This window comes from Ruegeria sp. CJ2, assembly GCF_056536745.1.
Genome location: NZ_JBQFQF010000002.1, coordinates 1 through 14,807, shown reverse-complemented (window position 1 = coordinate 14,807; position 14,807 = coordinate 1). Strand labels below are relative to the sequence as shown.

The following is a 14,807-nucleotide window of genomic DNA, read 5'->3' as shown; positions in this document are numbered from 1 at the left end:
GTCATTGATATTGAGGGGCGCGGCTGGCTTTGAACAGTTGCGCCTCTCCTAGTAGCGCGATCAGAATATCCAGATGCCGAACCAAGGAATAGGCGGCATCCTCTGCCATTCTTTGCGCGTTGACCTCTTTCTCCAATTCGATCAAGCGAACGAGGGCCGCCCCAGTTCCGGGCAGTGAGCCATATCCTAGAAATCGCTGTAGATGACGATCCCGATCGTAATCCTGTGCGCCGTGTTTTGCAGCGCGGGCCAACAGGAGCGGGCGGCGTAGGGTCGAGATCATGGTCATCAGGTCTTGCATTTCAAAGTTCCATTGCAGTGTAGCAGTTGCCCTGAGTGTCACACAACCTAAGCGGGTGTTGCCTTAACTGCGATCTTGCCGAACTCTGACTTCATGAGTGTTTATGAATTTAAAACAAATCTGGTTCTTGTCCTCGCTGGTTAACGAACGAGTAACGAAAGCGACTCTAGTTAGAATTGGTTAACAAATTTACCGGGGGCGATAGAGAACCGATTTGAATTGTCGACGAGGGCAAGTAACTATGGAAAATAACATGGCTTTCACCATTCCGGCTTGGGTTCCAGAAGGGGCGCTGCGGTATCTTGCACATACCGAAACCGGACAGTCGATCCGCGATATTGCGCGATCCGCAGGGTGCCATGCGTCGACGATACTCAGACAGATCAGGCGCATCGAGTCGCGCCGGGACGATCCATTGGTGGATGCTGCCTTGCAGTCGTTGGCCGAAGAGCATTTCTCGGACAACGCAGTCAGGGACATGGCATTGTCAGGGCTTCAGGATGATGAAATCGCCGCTGCCGAGGAAGAGTTTGAGCGCGAGGCGCTGAGAGTTCTGCGAAGGCTTTGCGAGACCGGGTCTGTCCTGGCTGTGGCCGAAGATATGGACAAAGCCGTAGTCGTTCGTGATACGGGCGATCAAGGCAGTACACGAACGGCTGTGGTTGAGTGTAAGGTTGCTCAGGCGCTTGCTTTGAAAGACTGGATTTCTTGCGACAATCCGGGCCGTATTTCCCGGTATCGTATTTCCTCGGCCGGACGAACGGCACTGAGCCAGTTGATGGCAGAGGCGGAAAATCGGGCGCGGGCACGTAATGAGTTCGGAATGTCCGAGGCGCAAGCCTCGTTCCAGCCCATGGCAAGGAAGACTCAGGCAGGGGCAACAGAGCGCCCCCGGAGACTCCGGTACAGTGCGGCGGAAAGCCCTTTGATCGGTCTTGCGCGCCGACGGGATCGGGATGGAAAGCCGTTCCTAGACGAAACGCTGGTCAGTGCCGGGGAGCGCCTGCGCGAAGATTTTGAGTTGGCACAAATTGGACCAAAGGTTGCACAGAACTGGGATCACTTTCTAACCGCAGGCGGGCGCGGCAGTTTTGGAACCTATGGGAGTCATGATCGCGGATCGTCAGATGCCCGTGACCGGGTTGAGCGTGCACTATCTGATCTTGGTCCCGGACTAAGCGACGTGGCATTGCGTTGCTGTTGTTATCTTGAAGGTTTGGAATTGGCCGAAAAGCGCATGGGGTGGTCTGCTCGGTCGGGAAAAATCGTGCTGCGGATTGCATTGCAACGGCTCAAGCGTCACTACGAGGAGAGGGCCGAACAAAACCGGCTTATTGGGTGAACGTGCGATAATTCTGGCTTGCGAGTTTGGCCCGGTGTGATAGTCGAAAGTTATGAATTTCACCCTTAGACAACTGCAATACTTCAACGCCGTGGCCGAACAGCGGAATTTTGGCAGGGCGGCGCAGGTATGCCATGTCTCGCAACCCGCTCTGTCGGTTCAGATCAAGGCGTTGGAGGAAACGCTTGGTGGAACGCTGTTTGAAAGACAGGCTCGTGACATCCTTTTAACCCCGTTGGGGCGGGATGTATTGGATTATGCAAGACAGGTTCTGGGGGCTGCGGATCGGCTGGATCAGTTTGCTAAAGATCAATCTGGTGGCCATAGGTCATTGTCGATCGGGATTATCCCAACGATCGCCCCTTATTTGCTGCCGGGGGTTCTTGCAGGGCTACGCTCGGCGGATGTTTCTTTGAAAGTTCAGATACGGGAGGCGCGGACTGAGAGATTACTCTCGATGCTTCGAACGGGTGAAGTAGACGCCGGTTTGCTGGCTTTGCCGGCCGGGGGACCCGAGTTGTTTGAGCTGCCCTTGTTCGAAGACCGCTTCCTGTTGGCTGGCAGCGCCGGTCGGTTGCAGTCCATGCCACGCGACCCCGAGGCGCTGCGTCCATTGGACCTTCAGGCGACGCAACTCATGCTGTTGGATGACGGTCACTGCCTTACGGATCAGGCATTGGAAGTGTGCGGACAGGATCGAAGCAGCGGGCTGATCAACATGGGCGCGTCTTCGCTTGCTACCTTGTCCCGGCTGGTTGCCGAGGGGTTTGGTCTGACGCTGATGCCCGAACTTGCCGCCCGCGCCGAGACCGAGGCTGTTCCCGGCCTGAAGTTGCAGCGTTTCGGTGCGCCCCAGCCATTCCGAACAATCGGTTTAGTGCGTCGTATGTCCACCAGTGCGGAAGATTGGTTCGACAGTCTGGCAGATGTCATACGTCAGGTTGGCGAAGATATCGTGGCCGGGACGAGAAAATAAAAAGACCCGCCAAGGGCGGGCCTTAACACCTAATAATCTGGGGCGATTAAGCGAGGGCGGGCTCTTTGGCCTCATCCAGATGCTTCATCAGGTTGTCGGGCGACGACACGCCGTAAGGATCTTCGGGGCAGTTGTCCATCAGGCCAGGCTCTTCAAACCATGCTTCGACCACGCCATCATTGACAATGGCTGCGTAGCGCCATGACCGCATTCCGAAACCAAGGTTGTCTTTGTCGACCAACATGCCCATTTTCCGGGTGAATTCGCCCGAGCCGTCCGGGATGACCTTGACGTTCTTCAGGCCTTGGTCCTGCGCCCACTTGTTCATGACAAAGCTGTCATTCACAGACATGCAATAGATGTCGTCGATTCCTTTTCCCACGAAATCGGCAAAACCGTTCTCGAACCCCGGAAGCTGATAGGTTGAGCATGTCGGGGTAAACGCACCCGGCAGAGAAAACAGGATGACCCGCTTGCCCGCGAAGTAATCCGCTGTGGTTTTGTCTTCCCAACGGAACGGATTTGGTCCTTCAACGGCTTCATCGCGTACGCGGGTGTGGAATGTGACAGCAGGTAGTTTCGTGCCGGTTTTCATCAACAAGCTCCTGTGATTCATGATGATTTGGCACGTCTTTAAAATAGTTCTAAATTGGCTTCAATGTCAGAATTGCTGCAACAGCGAATTACCCGAGGTCATTGAAAGAACGCCTATAATTCACGCTAAATCAGGCAAGAGATCCGCATTTTCTGCAGTGCAGATAGGGTGCTGCATGGCAGGTATGTGCCGGTGGCATGGTACAGGTGGACGTACTATGTTAGAGCACAGCAAATTGACCCAAAGTCAGGAAAGCCAGCCGTGCGTGATCTGAAGATCCCCGAACAACGTCACCCTGAAAAGGCACATCGCCCGGATAACACGCAACCCAAGAAGCCCAGTTGGATTCGCGTGAAAGCACCGGGCGGCAAGGGCTACGCGGATACGCGCCGGATCATGCGGGACAATAATCTTGTCACCGTCTGCGAAGAAGCCGGTTGTCCGAATGTAGGCGAATGCTGGAGCCAAGGTCACGCCACCATGATGATCATGGGTGAGATCTGCACGCGGGGCTGCACTTTCTGCAATATCGCGACCGGGCGCCCTGACGATCTGGACGTTTTCGAACCCGGACGTGTTGCCCATGCGGTCGAGAAGCTTGGGCTGAACCACGTCGTTATCACCTCGGTCGACCGGGATGATCTTGCGGATGGCGGCGCCGATCACTTTGCGCAGACCATTCGCGCCATTCGCCACCGGTCCCCCAAAACGACCATCGAGATTCTGACGCCCGACTTTCTGAAATGCGCGCCCGATGTCTTGGAAGTCGTGGTCGAGGCCAAGCCGGACGTGTTCAACCACAACCTTGAAACCGTACCGGGGCTCTATCCCGAGGTTCGGCCCGGCGCGCGCTATTTCCACTCTTTGCGCTTGTTGCAGCGTGTGAAGGAACTCGATCCGTCTATCTTTACCAAGTCCGGCATCATGGTTGGGCTGGGTGAAAAGGAACAAGAGGTTCGGCAGGTTATGGACGATATGCGCGCGGCGGATATCGACTTTTTGACCATCGGCCAATATCTGCAACCCACGCCGAAACATCACGGCGTCGACAGGTTCGTAACACCAGAAGAGTTCGCATCCTATGAGAAGGCGGCTTATGGCAAAGGGTTCCTGATGGTGTCGGCAACGCCGCTGACCCGTTCATCCTACCATGCCGGAGACGACTTTGCGCGCCTGCGAGATGCGCGTCAAAAAATGCTGGAGCAAGGGTGACCCCGGACGCACGCGAACGGCTCACGCACCTGCGTCGCGACTTTCACCGTTACCCCGAACTATCCGGGCAGGAACGAGAAACTTCGGCGCGCGTGGTCGGTTTGTTGTCTGACCTCGGCGCGGACCGTATCCTGCAAGGGCTGGGCGGCTACGGGGTTGCTGCGGTCTTTGAAGGCAGCAAGCCCGGCCCGACGGTCGCCATCCGCTGCGAGTTGGACGGATTGCCAATTCAAGAAATAAACGACGTGGAATACGCGTCGAAGACCCCAGGTCATGGCCATCTATGTGGGCATGATGGCCATATGGTCATGGTGCTGGGTGTCGCCGAAGCGCTGAAGAGTAGTAGGCCCTCCAAAGGGCGCGTCGTTTTGATTTTTCAGCCTGCGGAAGAAACCGGTAAGGGGGCCGCTGCGTTCCGAGGGTCACCAGAATTTTCAGAAATCGCCCCGGATTATGTGTTTTCGCTTCACAACCTACCGGGATTGGATCTTGGTGCAGTCGAACTGAGTGAGGGGCCTGCAAATTGTGCGTCTCGTGGAATGAAGGTGACTCTGACCGGAAAAACCTCGCATGCTGCCGCGCCTCAGGATGGGGTATCCCCGGCTTTTGCGTTGTCTGCTCTGATCCCGATACTTGCCAACCTAAGCAACGGTGACGATCTGGATGGGCAGTTTGCGTTGGCGACGGTCACTCATGCCAGCTTGGGTGAGCGGACGTTCGGCGTTGCGCCGGGTCAAGCTGAGGTGTGGGTGACTTTGCGCACAGTGACGGATGCCAGAATGCAGCGGATGATCGCGGATGCCGAGGCGTTGGTGCAGAGGACCGCGGCGTCAGATGGGTTGTCGTGTGAGATCACGTACGACGATGTGTTTGAAGCCTGCGCTAACCATCCTGAAGCGGTCGAATTTCTACAGACTGCATGCGGTAAGCATGGCGTGCCTTGCAAACTTGTCCAAAGCCCGCAGAAATTCTCCGAGGACTTCGGCCAGTTTTCTAAAGGTGCAAAGACGGCGATGTTCTGGTTGGGCGCAGGTCGAACGCACCCGCAATTGCACAACCCGGACTACGATTTTCCCGATGATCTGATACCGATCGGCACAGGTGTGTTCCTACGCGCCATTGACGCCGTTCTTGAGGGTGAACTCTAGCGCCAGTCAGTTCAGTTGACTAAATCACCGACAATTCCAACGGCTTCTATTACAGTTTTCGTGTCATCCGAAATTGAGAGAATTTCGTCATCGACACGAATATAGCGCTGACCGGGGCCCAGCGGCTTCAGCTTCCAGTTATCCAGGTCGTCGATATAGTCAAAATTCAGGTCATCCGGCAATTTCTGGCCGCGTGTGTATCTTTTGATTTGTCCGGGCGGAACAGCCTTGCCGTTTGAGTTAATAACTTTCTCGGCTTTACTTTTGTTAGCTCCTTGCCCTTTGCCCTTGTTGTCCTTTGCGGACGACGCACCGGCAAGCGTAACGATCGCCATGACCACACCTACAGTTGCAACAAATCGCTTCATCAATTCCCTCCCTCGTTGATGGAAAGAGTAAGGGCATTTTACAGCTTTTGTCTATTTGTATTCGAAAGTTTGAATTTAGGGGGCTGTGCCGATACGCGGCGAGTTATCTATTCCTCAACAAAGCGCACCTTGCCGATGAAGGGCAGGTTGCGATTGCGTTGGGCATAGTCGATGCCGTAGCCGACAACAAATTCATCCGGTATTTCGAACCCGATCCAATCCGAGCGAAAGTCAACCTCGCGCCGACTGGGTTTGTCCAGAAGGGCAATGGACTTGAGGCGGCTGGGTTTCCGACTGTTCAACAGCTTGGTCACATGGTTCAACGTGTGGCCCGTATCGACGATGTCTTCAACAACCAGCACGTCGCGCCCTTCAATTGCGCCGCGCAAGTCTTTGAGAATACGCACTTCACGACTGCTTTCCATCGAATCGCCGTAAGATGACGCCTCGAGGAAATCCACCTCGATCGGCAGATCAAGCTCGCGCACAAGATCAGCGATAAAAACGAAACTGCCGCGCAGCAGGCCGACAACGATCAGCTTGTCGGTATTCCCGAATTCCTGCGTGATTTCGCGGCAAAGTTCTTCGATCCGGGCGGCGATTGCCTTGGCCGAGATCATCTCATCTATCACATATGCGCGGTCGGTCATCACTGCCCCCTTGATCTTTGGCGCGCAACATACGACATGACGCGCCATTGTCACCTGCAAATACCGGAACGCCATGCCGACACATTCCGAGACACGTCACCTGCCATATACGGCGCAGCAGATGTATGACCTTGTCGCGGATGTGGCCAAGTATCCTCAATTCCTGCCGTGGTGCGCCGCCGCCCGTATCCGCCGCACATATGCCGCGGGCGAGGCGCAGGTGCTGGAGGCGGATCTGGTGATCTCGTTCAAAGTGTTCCGCGAACGGTTCGGCAGCCGTGTGACATTGCACGCTGAACAGCGGAGAATCGACACCGAATACCTGGACGGACCATTCAAATACATGAAGTCCGACTGGCATTTCGAAGACGCGCCCGAGGGCGGTTGCAATGTCTCGTTTCATGTCGATTTCGAATTCAAGAACGCGATCCTGCAGGGTATCATCGGGGTCGTTTTCAACGAAGCCATGCACCGGATTGTTCAGGCGTTCGAGGCTCGGGCCGCGGATTTATACGCCTAACCCTTTACCCGGAATGGACGCACGCTAAAGTGCGCTGCATGACCGATTTCACCTCAGCCTTGGCCGAATTTGCATCCGGCCCTATTTCGACATCGTCCCAGACGCGTATCGTAACGTCCCTTTCTGTGCTTGATTGGATGGCCGTTGGTCGTGCGGGTGCCCGCGAACCCGTGTCCATGACAGTGCGCGATCTGGTTCTGGACGAGGGCGGCACAGGACAGGCGCATCTTTTTGGTGGCGGTCAAGCACCCCTGCGCGGGGCGGCACTGGTCAATGGGACCGTTTCCCATGCTCTGGATTACGACGACACGCATTTCGCCCACATCGGGCACCCGTCGGTCGCGGTGCTACCTTCGGCATTGGCATTATGTGAATGGGATGACCGGATACTTGTAGACTTTCTCGAAGCCGCTTTGGTCGGGATGGAACTGTCCATTCGGATGGGGCTCTGGCTGGGACGGGACCATTATCAGGCCGGGTTCCACCAAACCGCAACATCTGGCGCGTTCGGGGCGGCAGTTGCGGCGGGTCGCGTGCTTGGCTTCAACGTCGAACAGATGCGTAAGGTTCTGGGCCTGACATCCACCCGGGCGGCAGGATTGAAAGCCCAGTTCGGAACGATGGGAAAACCCTATAATGCCGGCCTTGCTGCGTCGGCAGGCGTTGAAGCTGCGCTGTTGGTCGCCAAGGGGTTTGAACCCAGCTCCGATGCGCTGGAGGGGCCGTTTGGCTTTGGCGCAACGCATAAAGGTCAGTCCGAGACCAAAACTGCCTTGAACGGGTTAGGGGAGGATTGGCTTTTCGAGGCGGTCAGCCACAAATTCCATGCCTGTTGTCACGGCCTGCATGCGGCGCTTGAGGCCGCCCTGGAACTGGACATAGCGGAACCGGAAGTGGCCGAGATCAAGATCAAGACTCATCCCCGCTGGATGAGTGTGTGCAATCAGATGTCGCCGACGACAGGGCTGGGTGCCAAGTTTTCCTATAGGACAGTGATTGCGATGCAGGCGTTGGGCTATGACACTGCGCTGCCTGCCAGCTATTCCGAAAAAACATGCGCCGATCCGCGCCTGATCTCGCTGCGCGATCGCGTGACGGTCGAGGCAGATGAGACGCTGTCCGAGACCCAAGCCCACCTGACCCTGCTGCGCCGCGACGGTGCGCGCAAAGAGGCGAGTTATGATCTGCTGACCCCGATGCCCTTGTCCGAGCGCGAAGACCGAGTGCGCGGCAAGGCCGCCAAGCTGATCGGCAGTGATAAGGCAGACGCGATCTGGTCGATGCTACGCACCGGAGGCCGCGCCCGCGATCTGGCAGAGCTGCTGGTGGGTTAGACCACGCGCCAGTGCAGCGGAAATCCGGGGTCGAACACTGTGACAGGCCCGTCACCGGAGTCGATCTTTTCGGGATACACGACCGGTTCGCCCTTGGTCAGCGTAATCGTGTCCTCATTCACCGGCAGGCCATAAAAACCTGGGCCATTGAGCGAGGTGAACCTTTCCAGCTTGTCCAGCGCGCCCTCGCGGTCGAACATCTCGGCTACCAGCGACATGGTGTTCGTCGCCGTGAAACACCCGGCGCAGCCGCAGGCCATTTCCTTGTTTGCATCCGTATGCGGCGCACTGTCAGTACCAAGGAAGAACCGCGCATCGCCCGAGGTCGCAGCCGCCAGCAGCGCCAGCCGGTGTTCCTCGCGCTTGGCGACAGGCAGACAGTAGTAATGCGGCTTTATCCCGCCGACCAGAATGTGGTTGCGGTTGATGATCAGGTGATGCGCCGTGATCGTCGCGCCCAGATCACTGTCATTGGCTTTGACATAGTCCACACCGTTTGCGGTGGTGATATGCTCCATCACCACGCGCAGGCCGGGCGTTGACTTGCGGATCGGGTCCAGAACACGGTCGATGAACACGGCCTCACGGTCAAAGATGTCGATCTCCGCATCCGTGACCTCGCCATGCACACACATGGGCAGGCCGATTTCGGCCATCTTCTCCAAAACCGGGCGCACTTTGTCGAAATCCCGAACGCCCGAGGCCGAATTGGTCGTGGCCCCTGCTGGATACAGCTTGCACGCCTTGATCAGCCCGCTTGCATGGGCTGCGGCAACGTCCTCGGCATCCGTGTCCTCGGTCAGATAGAGGGTCATCAGCGGCTCGAAACTCATCCCATCGGGCAGAGCGGCCAGAATACGGTCGCGATAGGCGGCGGCCTGATCACCGCGCACCACGGGCGGCACGAGGTTCGGCATGATGATCGCGCGGGCAAAATGGCGCGCGGTTTCGGGCAGGACGGCCTGCAACATTGCGCCATCGCGCAGATGCAGGTGCCAGTCGTCGGGGCGGCGGATCGTCAGGGTATCGGTCATGGCCCCCCGCTAGCACAGCGCGCGCAGCCGCGAAAGGCCCCGAATGCGCCGCCAGCCCCTGTCAACATGCCCGAACGTCGTAATGCATTGCGAAGCCTCGGCCTTGACGCGCAAGCGCCGTCGTGACCTGTTGTGCCGAAGGGGAGAATGCCATGACGCAGCCAAATTCCATCGACGCCGTTCAAACCATGCTGGGAGAACAGGGTTACGTCTGCGGACGTGCTTTGGCCACGGTCGTCTTCCTGTCGCTGAAACTCGGCCGCCCACTGTTTCTGGAAGGCGAGGCCGGGGTCGGCAAGACCGAGATCGCCAAGGCGCTGGCCGCCGGGCTGAACCGCCGCCTGATCCGACTGCAATGCTACGAAGGGCTGGATGCGTCCTCCGCCGTTTACGAATGGAACTTCCCGGCGCAGATGGTGGCGATCCGCACCGCCGAGGCGTCGGGCGGTGCCGACCGGAATGCACTTCAGACCGAACTCTTCTCGGACGACTACCTGATCGAACGCCCCTTGCTGCAAGTCATGCGTCCCGACGCAAACGGCGCACCGGTCCTGCTAATCGACGAACTTGACCGCACGGATGAACCGTTTGAGGCCTTCCTGCTCGAAGCCCTCAGCGACTTTCAAGTCACGATCCCCGAACTGGGCACCGTCAAAGCGCCCGAGCCACCTATCGTCATCGTCACCTCCAACCGCACGCGCGAGGTGCACGACGCCCTGAAACGCCGCTGCCTGTATCATTGGGTCGACTACCCCGATTTCGAGCGTGAGATCGAAATCCTCCACGCCCGCGCCCCGGAAGCCGCCGAAGCCCTCAGCCGCGAGGTGGTGGCCTTTGTCCAGCACCTGCGCACAGAGGACTTATTCAAAAAACCCGGCGTGGCCGAAACGATCGACTGGGCCAAATGCCTGCTGGCGCTGGACGTCATCAACCTCAGCCCTGAGGTGATCGGGGACACGCTGGGCGCAATCCTGAAATACCAGGACGACATCCAGAAACTGCAAGGGTCCGAGGCAAAACGCATTCTGGACGAAGCCAAAGCCACTCTTGAACCGGCCTGATGCTTCTTCTGTTCAAAAATACTTCGGGGGTATGGGGGCAGAGCCCCCATGACGTTTGATGGCCGAACAACTCCCGCTGGATATCCCCGAAAACCCAAAGCTGGCGCAGAACATCACGCATTTTGCTCGGGCTCTTCGCAAGGCCGGGCTGCCCATCGGAACGGGCCGCGTGGTGGACGCTATCCGCGCGGTTCAGGCGGCGGGATTTTCCGAGAAACAGGACTTCTATTGGACTTTACACGCCTGTTTCGTGAACCGACCCGAGCACCGCACCGTCTTTGCGCAAGTCTTTCGCATGTACTGGCGCGATCCGCGTTACATGGAGCACATGATGGCCATGATGTTGCCCGCTGTGCGTGGCGTTCAAGAAGAACGACAGGCCGATGCCGGTGAAAAACGTGCAGCCGAGGCCCTTTTGGATGGTGTCGAGCGCGACCTACCGGAAAAGACCGAGTCCGAAGAAGAAACCGAACTTGAAATCGACGCCTCGCAAACAGCCTCATCCGAAGAACGGCTGCGCAGCCTTGATTTCGAACAGATGAGCACATCCGAGATCGCACTGGCCAAACGTATGTTGGCGCGATTGACCCTGCCTGTTAAACCCATCGAGTCGCGACGAGGACAAGCCAGCCATTTGGGAAACCGCATTGACCGGGCGAGAACCTTACGCGCGGCAATGCGACAAGGCGGAGAGCTTCGGGATATCGCGCACCTCAAGCCAAAACCACGCTGGCCCAATCTGGTCGTTCTTTGCGATATATCAGGATCAATGAGCCAGTATAGCCGGATCATCCTGCACTTCCTTCATACGGTCTCGAATGCAAAAGGGGCGGGCTGGGCCAGGGTGCACGCGTTCACCTTTGGCACCCGTCTGACCAACATTACCCGGCATTTACAGCAACGCGATGTGGATGCCGCTCTTGCCGCTGCAGGGGCCGAAGCGCAGGATTGGGAAGGGGGGACGCGCATCGGCGACTGCCTGCACGCCTTCAATCGCGACTGGTCTCGGCGTGTCATGGGGCAGGGTGCAGTCGTGTTGTTGATTTCCGACGGGCTGGACCGTGGTGGACCCGAAGCGCTGGCAAAGGAAATGGAGCGGTTGCACCTGTCGGCACGTCGCCTGATCTGGTTGAACCCATTGCTGCGCTGGGACGGGTTTGCGCCTAAGGCGCAAGGTGTTGCAGCAATGCTGCCGCATGTGGACAGCTTTCGCGCAGGGCATTCCATAGCCTCGCTTGAGGACCTTGCCGCAGTAATCTCGAAAACCGACGATGTGGGTGAGAAAGCGCGGCTCATGTCCGCGCTTTCGGAATGAAGGTCAGCTTAGCTGTTCTTCGGTGCACGTGCGGGCCATTTCCATGGCCTTGTAAGTGCCCGTCAGGTCGACGGTGAAGGCGAATTCCTTTTCGGGGAATACGACCATGACCTTCTGCTTGGCGATGTCCTCGGCAAACTGCGGATCGTCCGACAGGACATAGCCGCCCGAGTACCCTTTGGTGATGTTACCCTTCATGCCGGTCGCTTCGCCAATATACAGGTTTTCTCCCAACAGAATGGCCACGGCCTCGGTGTCACCGCGTTTGATATCGGTCTTGGCCTTGGTGAACACGCCAACATATCCAACACCACGATCTTCGGTCAGGCCCATTTGAACCACATTTTCCGAGTCATCCACCGCTTCGATCAGACAGGATTTCTTGTCTTGGTCGATGAACACTTTCCAGCCCTCAACCTCACCATAGCGCAGGAATGTGTCTGCAGATGCGACGGTCGAAGTGAACAGGCCAATGGCTATTCCCAGTGTAATAATGCGTCTCAACTCTCTGTCTCCGTTGTAAAAATGAGATCCGGTGCACGCTGGAATCCGCCAGCGGTGGGCTCAAGCTACGACCAGAGCACAGGACAATCAACGGTTCGCGAAATTAGCGTCTAACTGAGCCTTTTTGCGCCGAATACGCTCCGTGAAGCGCAAGGTTAGAAATCATCACGAACATATTGGCCTTTTGGCTTACTTTTCATTGCGGCAAACCTCCCTATGTTGGATCAGACGACGCCGGGAGGGTGCCATGGACAGATTCGACAACAGCCCGGAAACGGCATTGCGTTGGTATGACGAGGGTAAGTCTGCCGCTCTTGCCACTGTCGTCGAAACCTGGGGCAGTGCCCCGCGTCGTGTCGGTGCGCAACTGGTTATTGGCGGAGATGGCCGGATCGAAGGGTCCGTCTCAGGCGGTTGTGTCGAAGGTGCCGTCATCGTCGAAGCGCTGGAAGCGATCGACGAGAAAGAAGCGCGACTTCTGGAATTCGGGGTGAGTGACGAGGACGCTTTTGCCGTCGGTCTTGCCTGCGGTGGGACGATCCGGGTTCTGGTTGAACCTATCGGAAGCGTTCTGCCCGAACCCATGCTGCGGGAACTGGTCGACGCACGGGCAGGGCGCGAGCCTGTCGTATACGAGGTCAATGTCGAAACCGGCCACAGGGCATTGAAGCGAAATGCCTATCCGCAGCGTGTGCGCATGGACCGGTCGGGTTTCGAGGAGGATGGAAAGACATTTGTGGCGGTCCATAACCCTCCGCTACGGTTAATCATCGTTGGCGCTGTTCATATCGCGCAAGCATTGGTCCCGATGGCGCGGATTGCCGGGTACGACCCCGCGATCATCGACCCGCGGGATGCATTTGCCTCGGACGCGCGGTTTCCCGGAGAGACCATTCTAACCGACTGGCCGGATGAAGCCGTTGCCAAGCTCGGGTTGGATGTGCGCACCGCCGTCGTTTTGCTGACCCATGACCCCAAGCTGGACGATCCAGCTCTTGAATCTGCGCTTCGGGCCGGGGTGTTCTACATCGGTGCTTTGGGGTCCACGCGGACACATGCGAAACGCGTTGCCCGATTGACCGAGGCAGGGTTTACCGAAGATCAGATCGCCCGAATCCACGGCCCGATCGGTCTGGACATCGGCGCTGCAGACCCGTCCGAGATCGCGGTGGCAATTCTGGCTCAGATGACCGCAGTTCTAAGAGGCAAAGCGTGAAGTTCGGACCCATTCCCGTAGCCGATGCAAACGGTGCGATTCTGGCCCATTCGGTCAAGGTCGGTGAGAGCAAATTGCGAAAGGGCATTGTTCTTGCACCTGAACATCTTGATCAGTTGTCTGCTGCGGGCCACAGCACGGTAACCGTTGCGCGGCTTGAACCCGGCGACTGCCACGAAGATGAAGCTGCGCGGATGCTGGCGGATTCGCTTGCGCCAGACCCGGAGGTCGCCGGGCTGCGCGTGACGCCGCCTTTCACGGGTCGGGTGAACCTGCTTGCGGATGGGCCGGGGGTCGTCGTTTTGGATGTCGATGCGCTTGAGGATTTTAATCGGGTCAATCCGATGATCACGGTGGCGACCGTTCCGCAGTACCAGCAGATGAGCGAAGGCGGAATGGTGGCGACCATCAAGATCATTTCCTATGCCGTGCCGGGGGCTGATGTGCTGCACGCCGCCCGTCTTGCCAAAGCATCCATTCGATTGGTTCAGCCGTCGCTGAAAACTGCTGGGCTTGTGGTGACCGATATCCCTGGCGGACCGTCCAATGAAAAGGGCATCGCAGCGATCCGAAACCGGGTCGAAGCCCTGGGAATGGAGATGACGGATGTGCGCATTGTCCCGCACAGGTCCGAGCCCTTGGCCGATGCAATTGCGGCAATGTCCGGCGATCTGGTTATGATCCTGACCGGCTCTGCCACCTCTGACGCTTATGATGTGGCGCCCCAAGCGGTCCGCGCAGCCGGGGGGCAGGTTGATCGGTTTGGCATGCCTGTTGATCCCGGCAATCTGCTGTTTTTGGGGTCGCTGCAATCCCGGCCCGTGATTGGATTACCGGGATGCGCGCGTTCTCCGGCTTTGAACGGGGCTGATTGGGTTCTGTCCCGCGTGGCATGCGGGGTCGAGACAACGGGTGTCGATATTGCCGGGATGGGCGTCGGCGGTTTGCTCAAGGAAATTCCGACGCGGCCACAACCAAGATCCTCGCGAAAATCATAATTGATTCCAGGCAATTCGCCAGACATCCGAACGATCGCAGTTTTTTGTTCTCAAATGAAAATCCCCGTGTTTAACTCGACCCAATAGAAAACACGAAATGGGAGGATTTCATGGCACAGGTCTCGATGACTGTGAACGGTTTATCTGTGAGCGGTGAGGTTGAGGGTCGGACGTTATTGTCTGGATTTTTGCGGGAGCATTTGTCTTTGACGGGGACGCATGTTGGGTGTGAC

At 57.6% G+C, this 14,807-nt stretch carries 16 protein-coding genes and 1 pseudogene; 11 read left to right on the top strand and 6 right to left on the bottom strand.

Annotation, left to right across the window (positions count from 1 at the left end; genetic code table 11):
- Nucleotide 1 precedes the first annotated feature (1 nt).
- The gene (locus ACR0MS_RS02465; RefSeq protein ID WP_480569702.1) at nucleotides 2–301 is read right to left on the bottom strand and encodes a DUF6477 family protein; all 300 of its coding nucleotides are present in this window, start codon (nucleotides 299–301) and stop codon (nucleotides 2–4) included.
- A 241-nt stretch (nucleotides 302–542) separates the two neighbouring features.
- On the opposite strand from ACR0MS_RS02465, the gene ACR0MS_RS02460 reads away from it, so the two are divergent.
- Both ACR0MS_RS02460 and ACR0MS_RS02455 read left to right on the top strand, forming a co-directional pair.
- A complete protein-coding gene (locus ACR0MS_RS02460) occupies nucleotides 543–1,643 on the top strand; it encodes a DUF6456 domain-containing protein (RefSeq protein ID WP_480569705.1) in 1,101 nt (366 codons plus the stop codon).
- A 52-nt stretch (nucleotides 1,644–1,695) separates the two neighbouring features.
- Nucleotides 1,696–2,619: a hydrogen peroxide-inducible genes activator gene (locus ACR0MS_RS02455; protein WP_480569708.1), complete on the top strand. Its 924-nt coding sequence runs from the start codon at nucleotides 1,696–1,698 to the stop codon at nucleotides 2,617–2,619.
- A gap of 46 nt (nucleotides 2,620–2,665) precedes the next feature.
- Here the strand turns inward: ACR0MS_RS02455 and ACR0MS_RS02450 are convergent, their stop codons facing one another.
- On the bottom strand, nucleotides 2,666–3,214 hold the full coding sequence (locus ACR0MS_RS02450; protein WP_480569711.1) for a redoxin family protein: 549 nt from the start codon (nucleotides 3,212–3,214) through the stop codon (nucleotides 2,666–2,668).
- Nucleotides 3,215–3,475: 261 nt separating this feature from the next.
- Here ACR0MS_RS02450 and lipA point away from each other — a divergent pair, with 261 nt between their 5' ends.
- Nucleotides 3,476–4,426: a lipoyl synthase gene (lipA, locus tag ACR0MS_RS02445; protein WP_480569714.1), complete on the top strand. Its 951-nt coding sequence runs from the start codon at nucleotides 3,476–3,478 to the stop codon at nucleotides 4,424–4,426.
- Complete coding sequence (locus ACR0MS_RS02440; RefSeq protein WP_480569717.1) at nucleotides 4,423–5,574, top strand: amidohydrolase; 1,152 nt, start codon at nucleotides 4,423–4,425, stop codon at nucleotides 5,572–5,574. Before lipA ends, ACR0MS_RS02440 begins: the two co-directional genes overlap by 4 nt.
- An 11-nt stretch (nucleotides 5,575–5,585) precedes the next feature.
- Here the strand turns inward: ACR0MS_RS02440 and ACR0MS_RS02435 are convergent, their stop codons facing one another.
- Together ACR0MS_RS02435 and hpt are read right to left on the bottom strand one after the other, a co-directional pair.
- On the bottom strand, nucleotides 5,586–5,942 hold the full coding sequence (locus tag ACR0MS_RS02435) for a hypothetical protein (RefSeq protein ID WP_480569719.1): 357 nt from the start codon (nucleotides 5,940–5,942) through the stop codon (nucleotides 5,586–5,588).
- Nucleotides 5,943–6,049: 107 nt separating this feature from the next.
- Nucleotides 6,050–6,592 carry a hypoxanthine phosphoribosyltransferase gene (hpt, locus tag ACR0MS_RS02430; RefSeq protein ID WP_480569722.1) on the bottom strand — a complete coding sequence of 181 codons (543 nt, stop codon included), beginning with the start codon at nucleotides 6,590–6,592 and terminating at the stop codon, nucleotides 6,050–6,052.
- Between the two features lie 73 nt (nucleotides 6,593–6,665).
- Here hpt and ACR0MS_RS02425 point away from each other — a divergent pair, with 73 nt between their 5' ends.
- A complete protein-coding gene (locus ACR0MS_RS02425; protein WP_480569725.1) occupies nucleotides 6,666–7,112 on the top strand; it encodes a type II toxin-antitoxin system RatA family toxin in 447 nt (148 codons plus the stop codon).
- A 38-nt stretch (nucleotides 7,113–7,150) separates the two neighbouring features.
- Entirely contained in the window at nucleotides 7,151–8,446 is a 1,296-nt protein-coding gene (locus tag ACR0MS_RS02420) for an MmgE/PrpD family protein (protein WP_480569728.1), read from the top strand.
- On the opposite strand, the gene pyrC is transcribed toward ACR0MS_RS02420, so the two are convergent.
- Nucleotides 8,443–9,480, bottom strand: a complete 1,038-nt coding sequence (pyrC, locus tag ACR0MS_RS02415) for a dihydroorotase (protein WP_480569731.1) — start codon at nucleotides 9,478–9,480, stop codon at nucleotides 8,443–8,445. The two genes, ACR0MS_RS02420 and pyrC, sit on opposite strands and share 4 nt — an antisense overlap.
- Before the next feature lie 152 nt (nucleotides 9,481–9,632).
- Between pyrC and ACR0MS_RS02410 the strand changes: the two genes are divergently transcribed.
- The gene (locus tag ACR0MS_RS02410; protein ID WP_480569733.1) at nucleotides 9,633–10,541 is read left to right on the top strand and encodes an AAA family ATPase; all 909 of its coding nucleotides are present in this window, start codon (nucleotides 9,633–9,635) and stop codon (nucleotides 10,539–10,541) included.
- Nucleotides 10,542–10,599: 58 nt separating this feature from the next.
- Nucleotides 10,600–11,856 (top strand): vWA domain-containing protein, encoded by a 1,257-nt coding sequence (locus ACR0MS_RS02405; protein WP_480569736.1) that lies wholly within the window; start codon nucleotides 10,600–10,602, stop codon nucleotides 11,854–11,856.
- Between the two features lie 3 nt (nucleotides 11,857–11,859).
- Here the strand turns inward: ACR0MS_RS02405 and ACR0MS_RS02400 are convergent, their stop codons facing one another.
- The gene (locus ACR0MS_RS02400) at nucleotides 11,860–12,360 is read right to left on the bottom strand and encodes a hypothetical protein (RefSeq protein ID WP_480569739.1); all 501 of its coding nucleotides are present in this window, start codon (nucleotides 12,358–12,360) and stop codon (nucleotides 11,860–11,862) included.
- Nucleotides 12,361–12,607: 247 nt separating this feature from the next.
- Here ACR0MS_RS02400 and ACR0MS_RS02395 point away from each other — a divergent pair, with 247 nt between their 5' ends.
- The 3 genes and pseudogenes from ACR0MS_RS02395 to ACR0MS_RS02385 form a co-directional block, all read left to right on the top strand.
- Nucleotides 12,608–13,576 (top strand): XdhC family protein, encoded by a 969-nt coding sequence (locus ACR0MS_RS02395; RefSeq protein ID WP_480569742.1) that lies wholly within the window; start codon nucleotides 12,608–12,610, stop codon nucleotides 13,574–13,576.
- Nucleotides 13,573–14,574, top strand: a complete 1,002-nt coding sequence (locus ACR0MS_RS02390) for a molybdopterin-binding protein (RefSeq protein ID WP_480569745.1) — start codon at nucleotides 13,573–13,575, stop codon at nucleotides 14,572–14,574. The genes ACR0MS_RS02395 and ACR0MS_RS02390 overlap by 4 nt, the downstream gene beginning before the upstream one ends.
- A 110-nt stretch (nucleotides 14,575–14,684) precedes the next feature.
- Nucleotides 14,685–14,807, top strand: a pseudogene (locus tag ACR0MS_RS02385) ((2Fe-2S)-binding protein); the annotation flags it as partial.

Coding starts and splice junctions, on each gene's coding strand:
- ACR0MS_RS02465 (WP_480569702.1), bottom strand. CDS start 301: ATGCAAGACCTGATGACCATGATCTCGACCCTACGCCGCCCGCTCCTG.
- ACR0MS_RS02460 (WP_480569705.1), top strand. CDS start 543: ATGGAAAATAACATGGCTTTCACCATTCCGGCTTGGGTTCCAGAAGGG.
- ACR0MS_RS02455 (WP_480569708.1), top strand. CDS start 1,696: ATGAATTTCACCCTTAGACAACTGCAATACTTCAACGCCGTGGCCGAA.
- ACR0MS_RS02450 (WP_480569711.1), bottom strand. CDS start 3,214: ATGAAAACCGGCACGAAACTACCTGCTGTCACATTCCACACCCGCGTA.
- ACR0MS_RS02435 (WP_480569719.1), bottom strand. CDS start 5,942: ATGAAGCGATTTGTTGCAACTGTAGGTGTGGTCATGGCGATCGTTACG.
- hpt (WP_480569722.1), bottom strand. CDS start 6,592: ATGACCGACCGCGCATATGTGATAGATGAGATGATCTCGGCCAAGGCA.
- ACR0MS_RS02425 (WP_480569725.1), top strand. CDS start 6,666: ATGCCGACACATTCCGAGACACGTCACCTGCCATATACGGCGCAGCAG.
- ACR0MS_RS02420 (WP_480569728.1), top strand. CDS start 7,151: ATGACCGATTTCACCTCAGCCTTGGCCGAATTTGCATCCGGCCCTATT.
- pyrC (WP_480569731.1), bottom strand. CDS start 9,480: ATGACCGATACCCTGACGATCCGCCGCCCCGACGACTGGCACCTGCAT.
- ACR0MS_RS02410 (WP_480569733.1), top strand. CDS start 9,633: ATGACGCAGCCAAATTCCATCGACGCCGTTCAAACCATGCTGGGAGAA.
- ACR0MS_RS02405 (WP_480569736.1), top strand. CDS start 10,600: ATGGCCGAACAACTCCCGCTGGATATCCCCGAAAACCCAAAGCTGGCG.
- ACR0MS_RS02395 (WP_480569742.1), top strand. CDS start 12,608: ATGGACAGATTCGACAACAGCCCGGAAACGGCATTGCGTTGGTATGAC.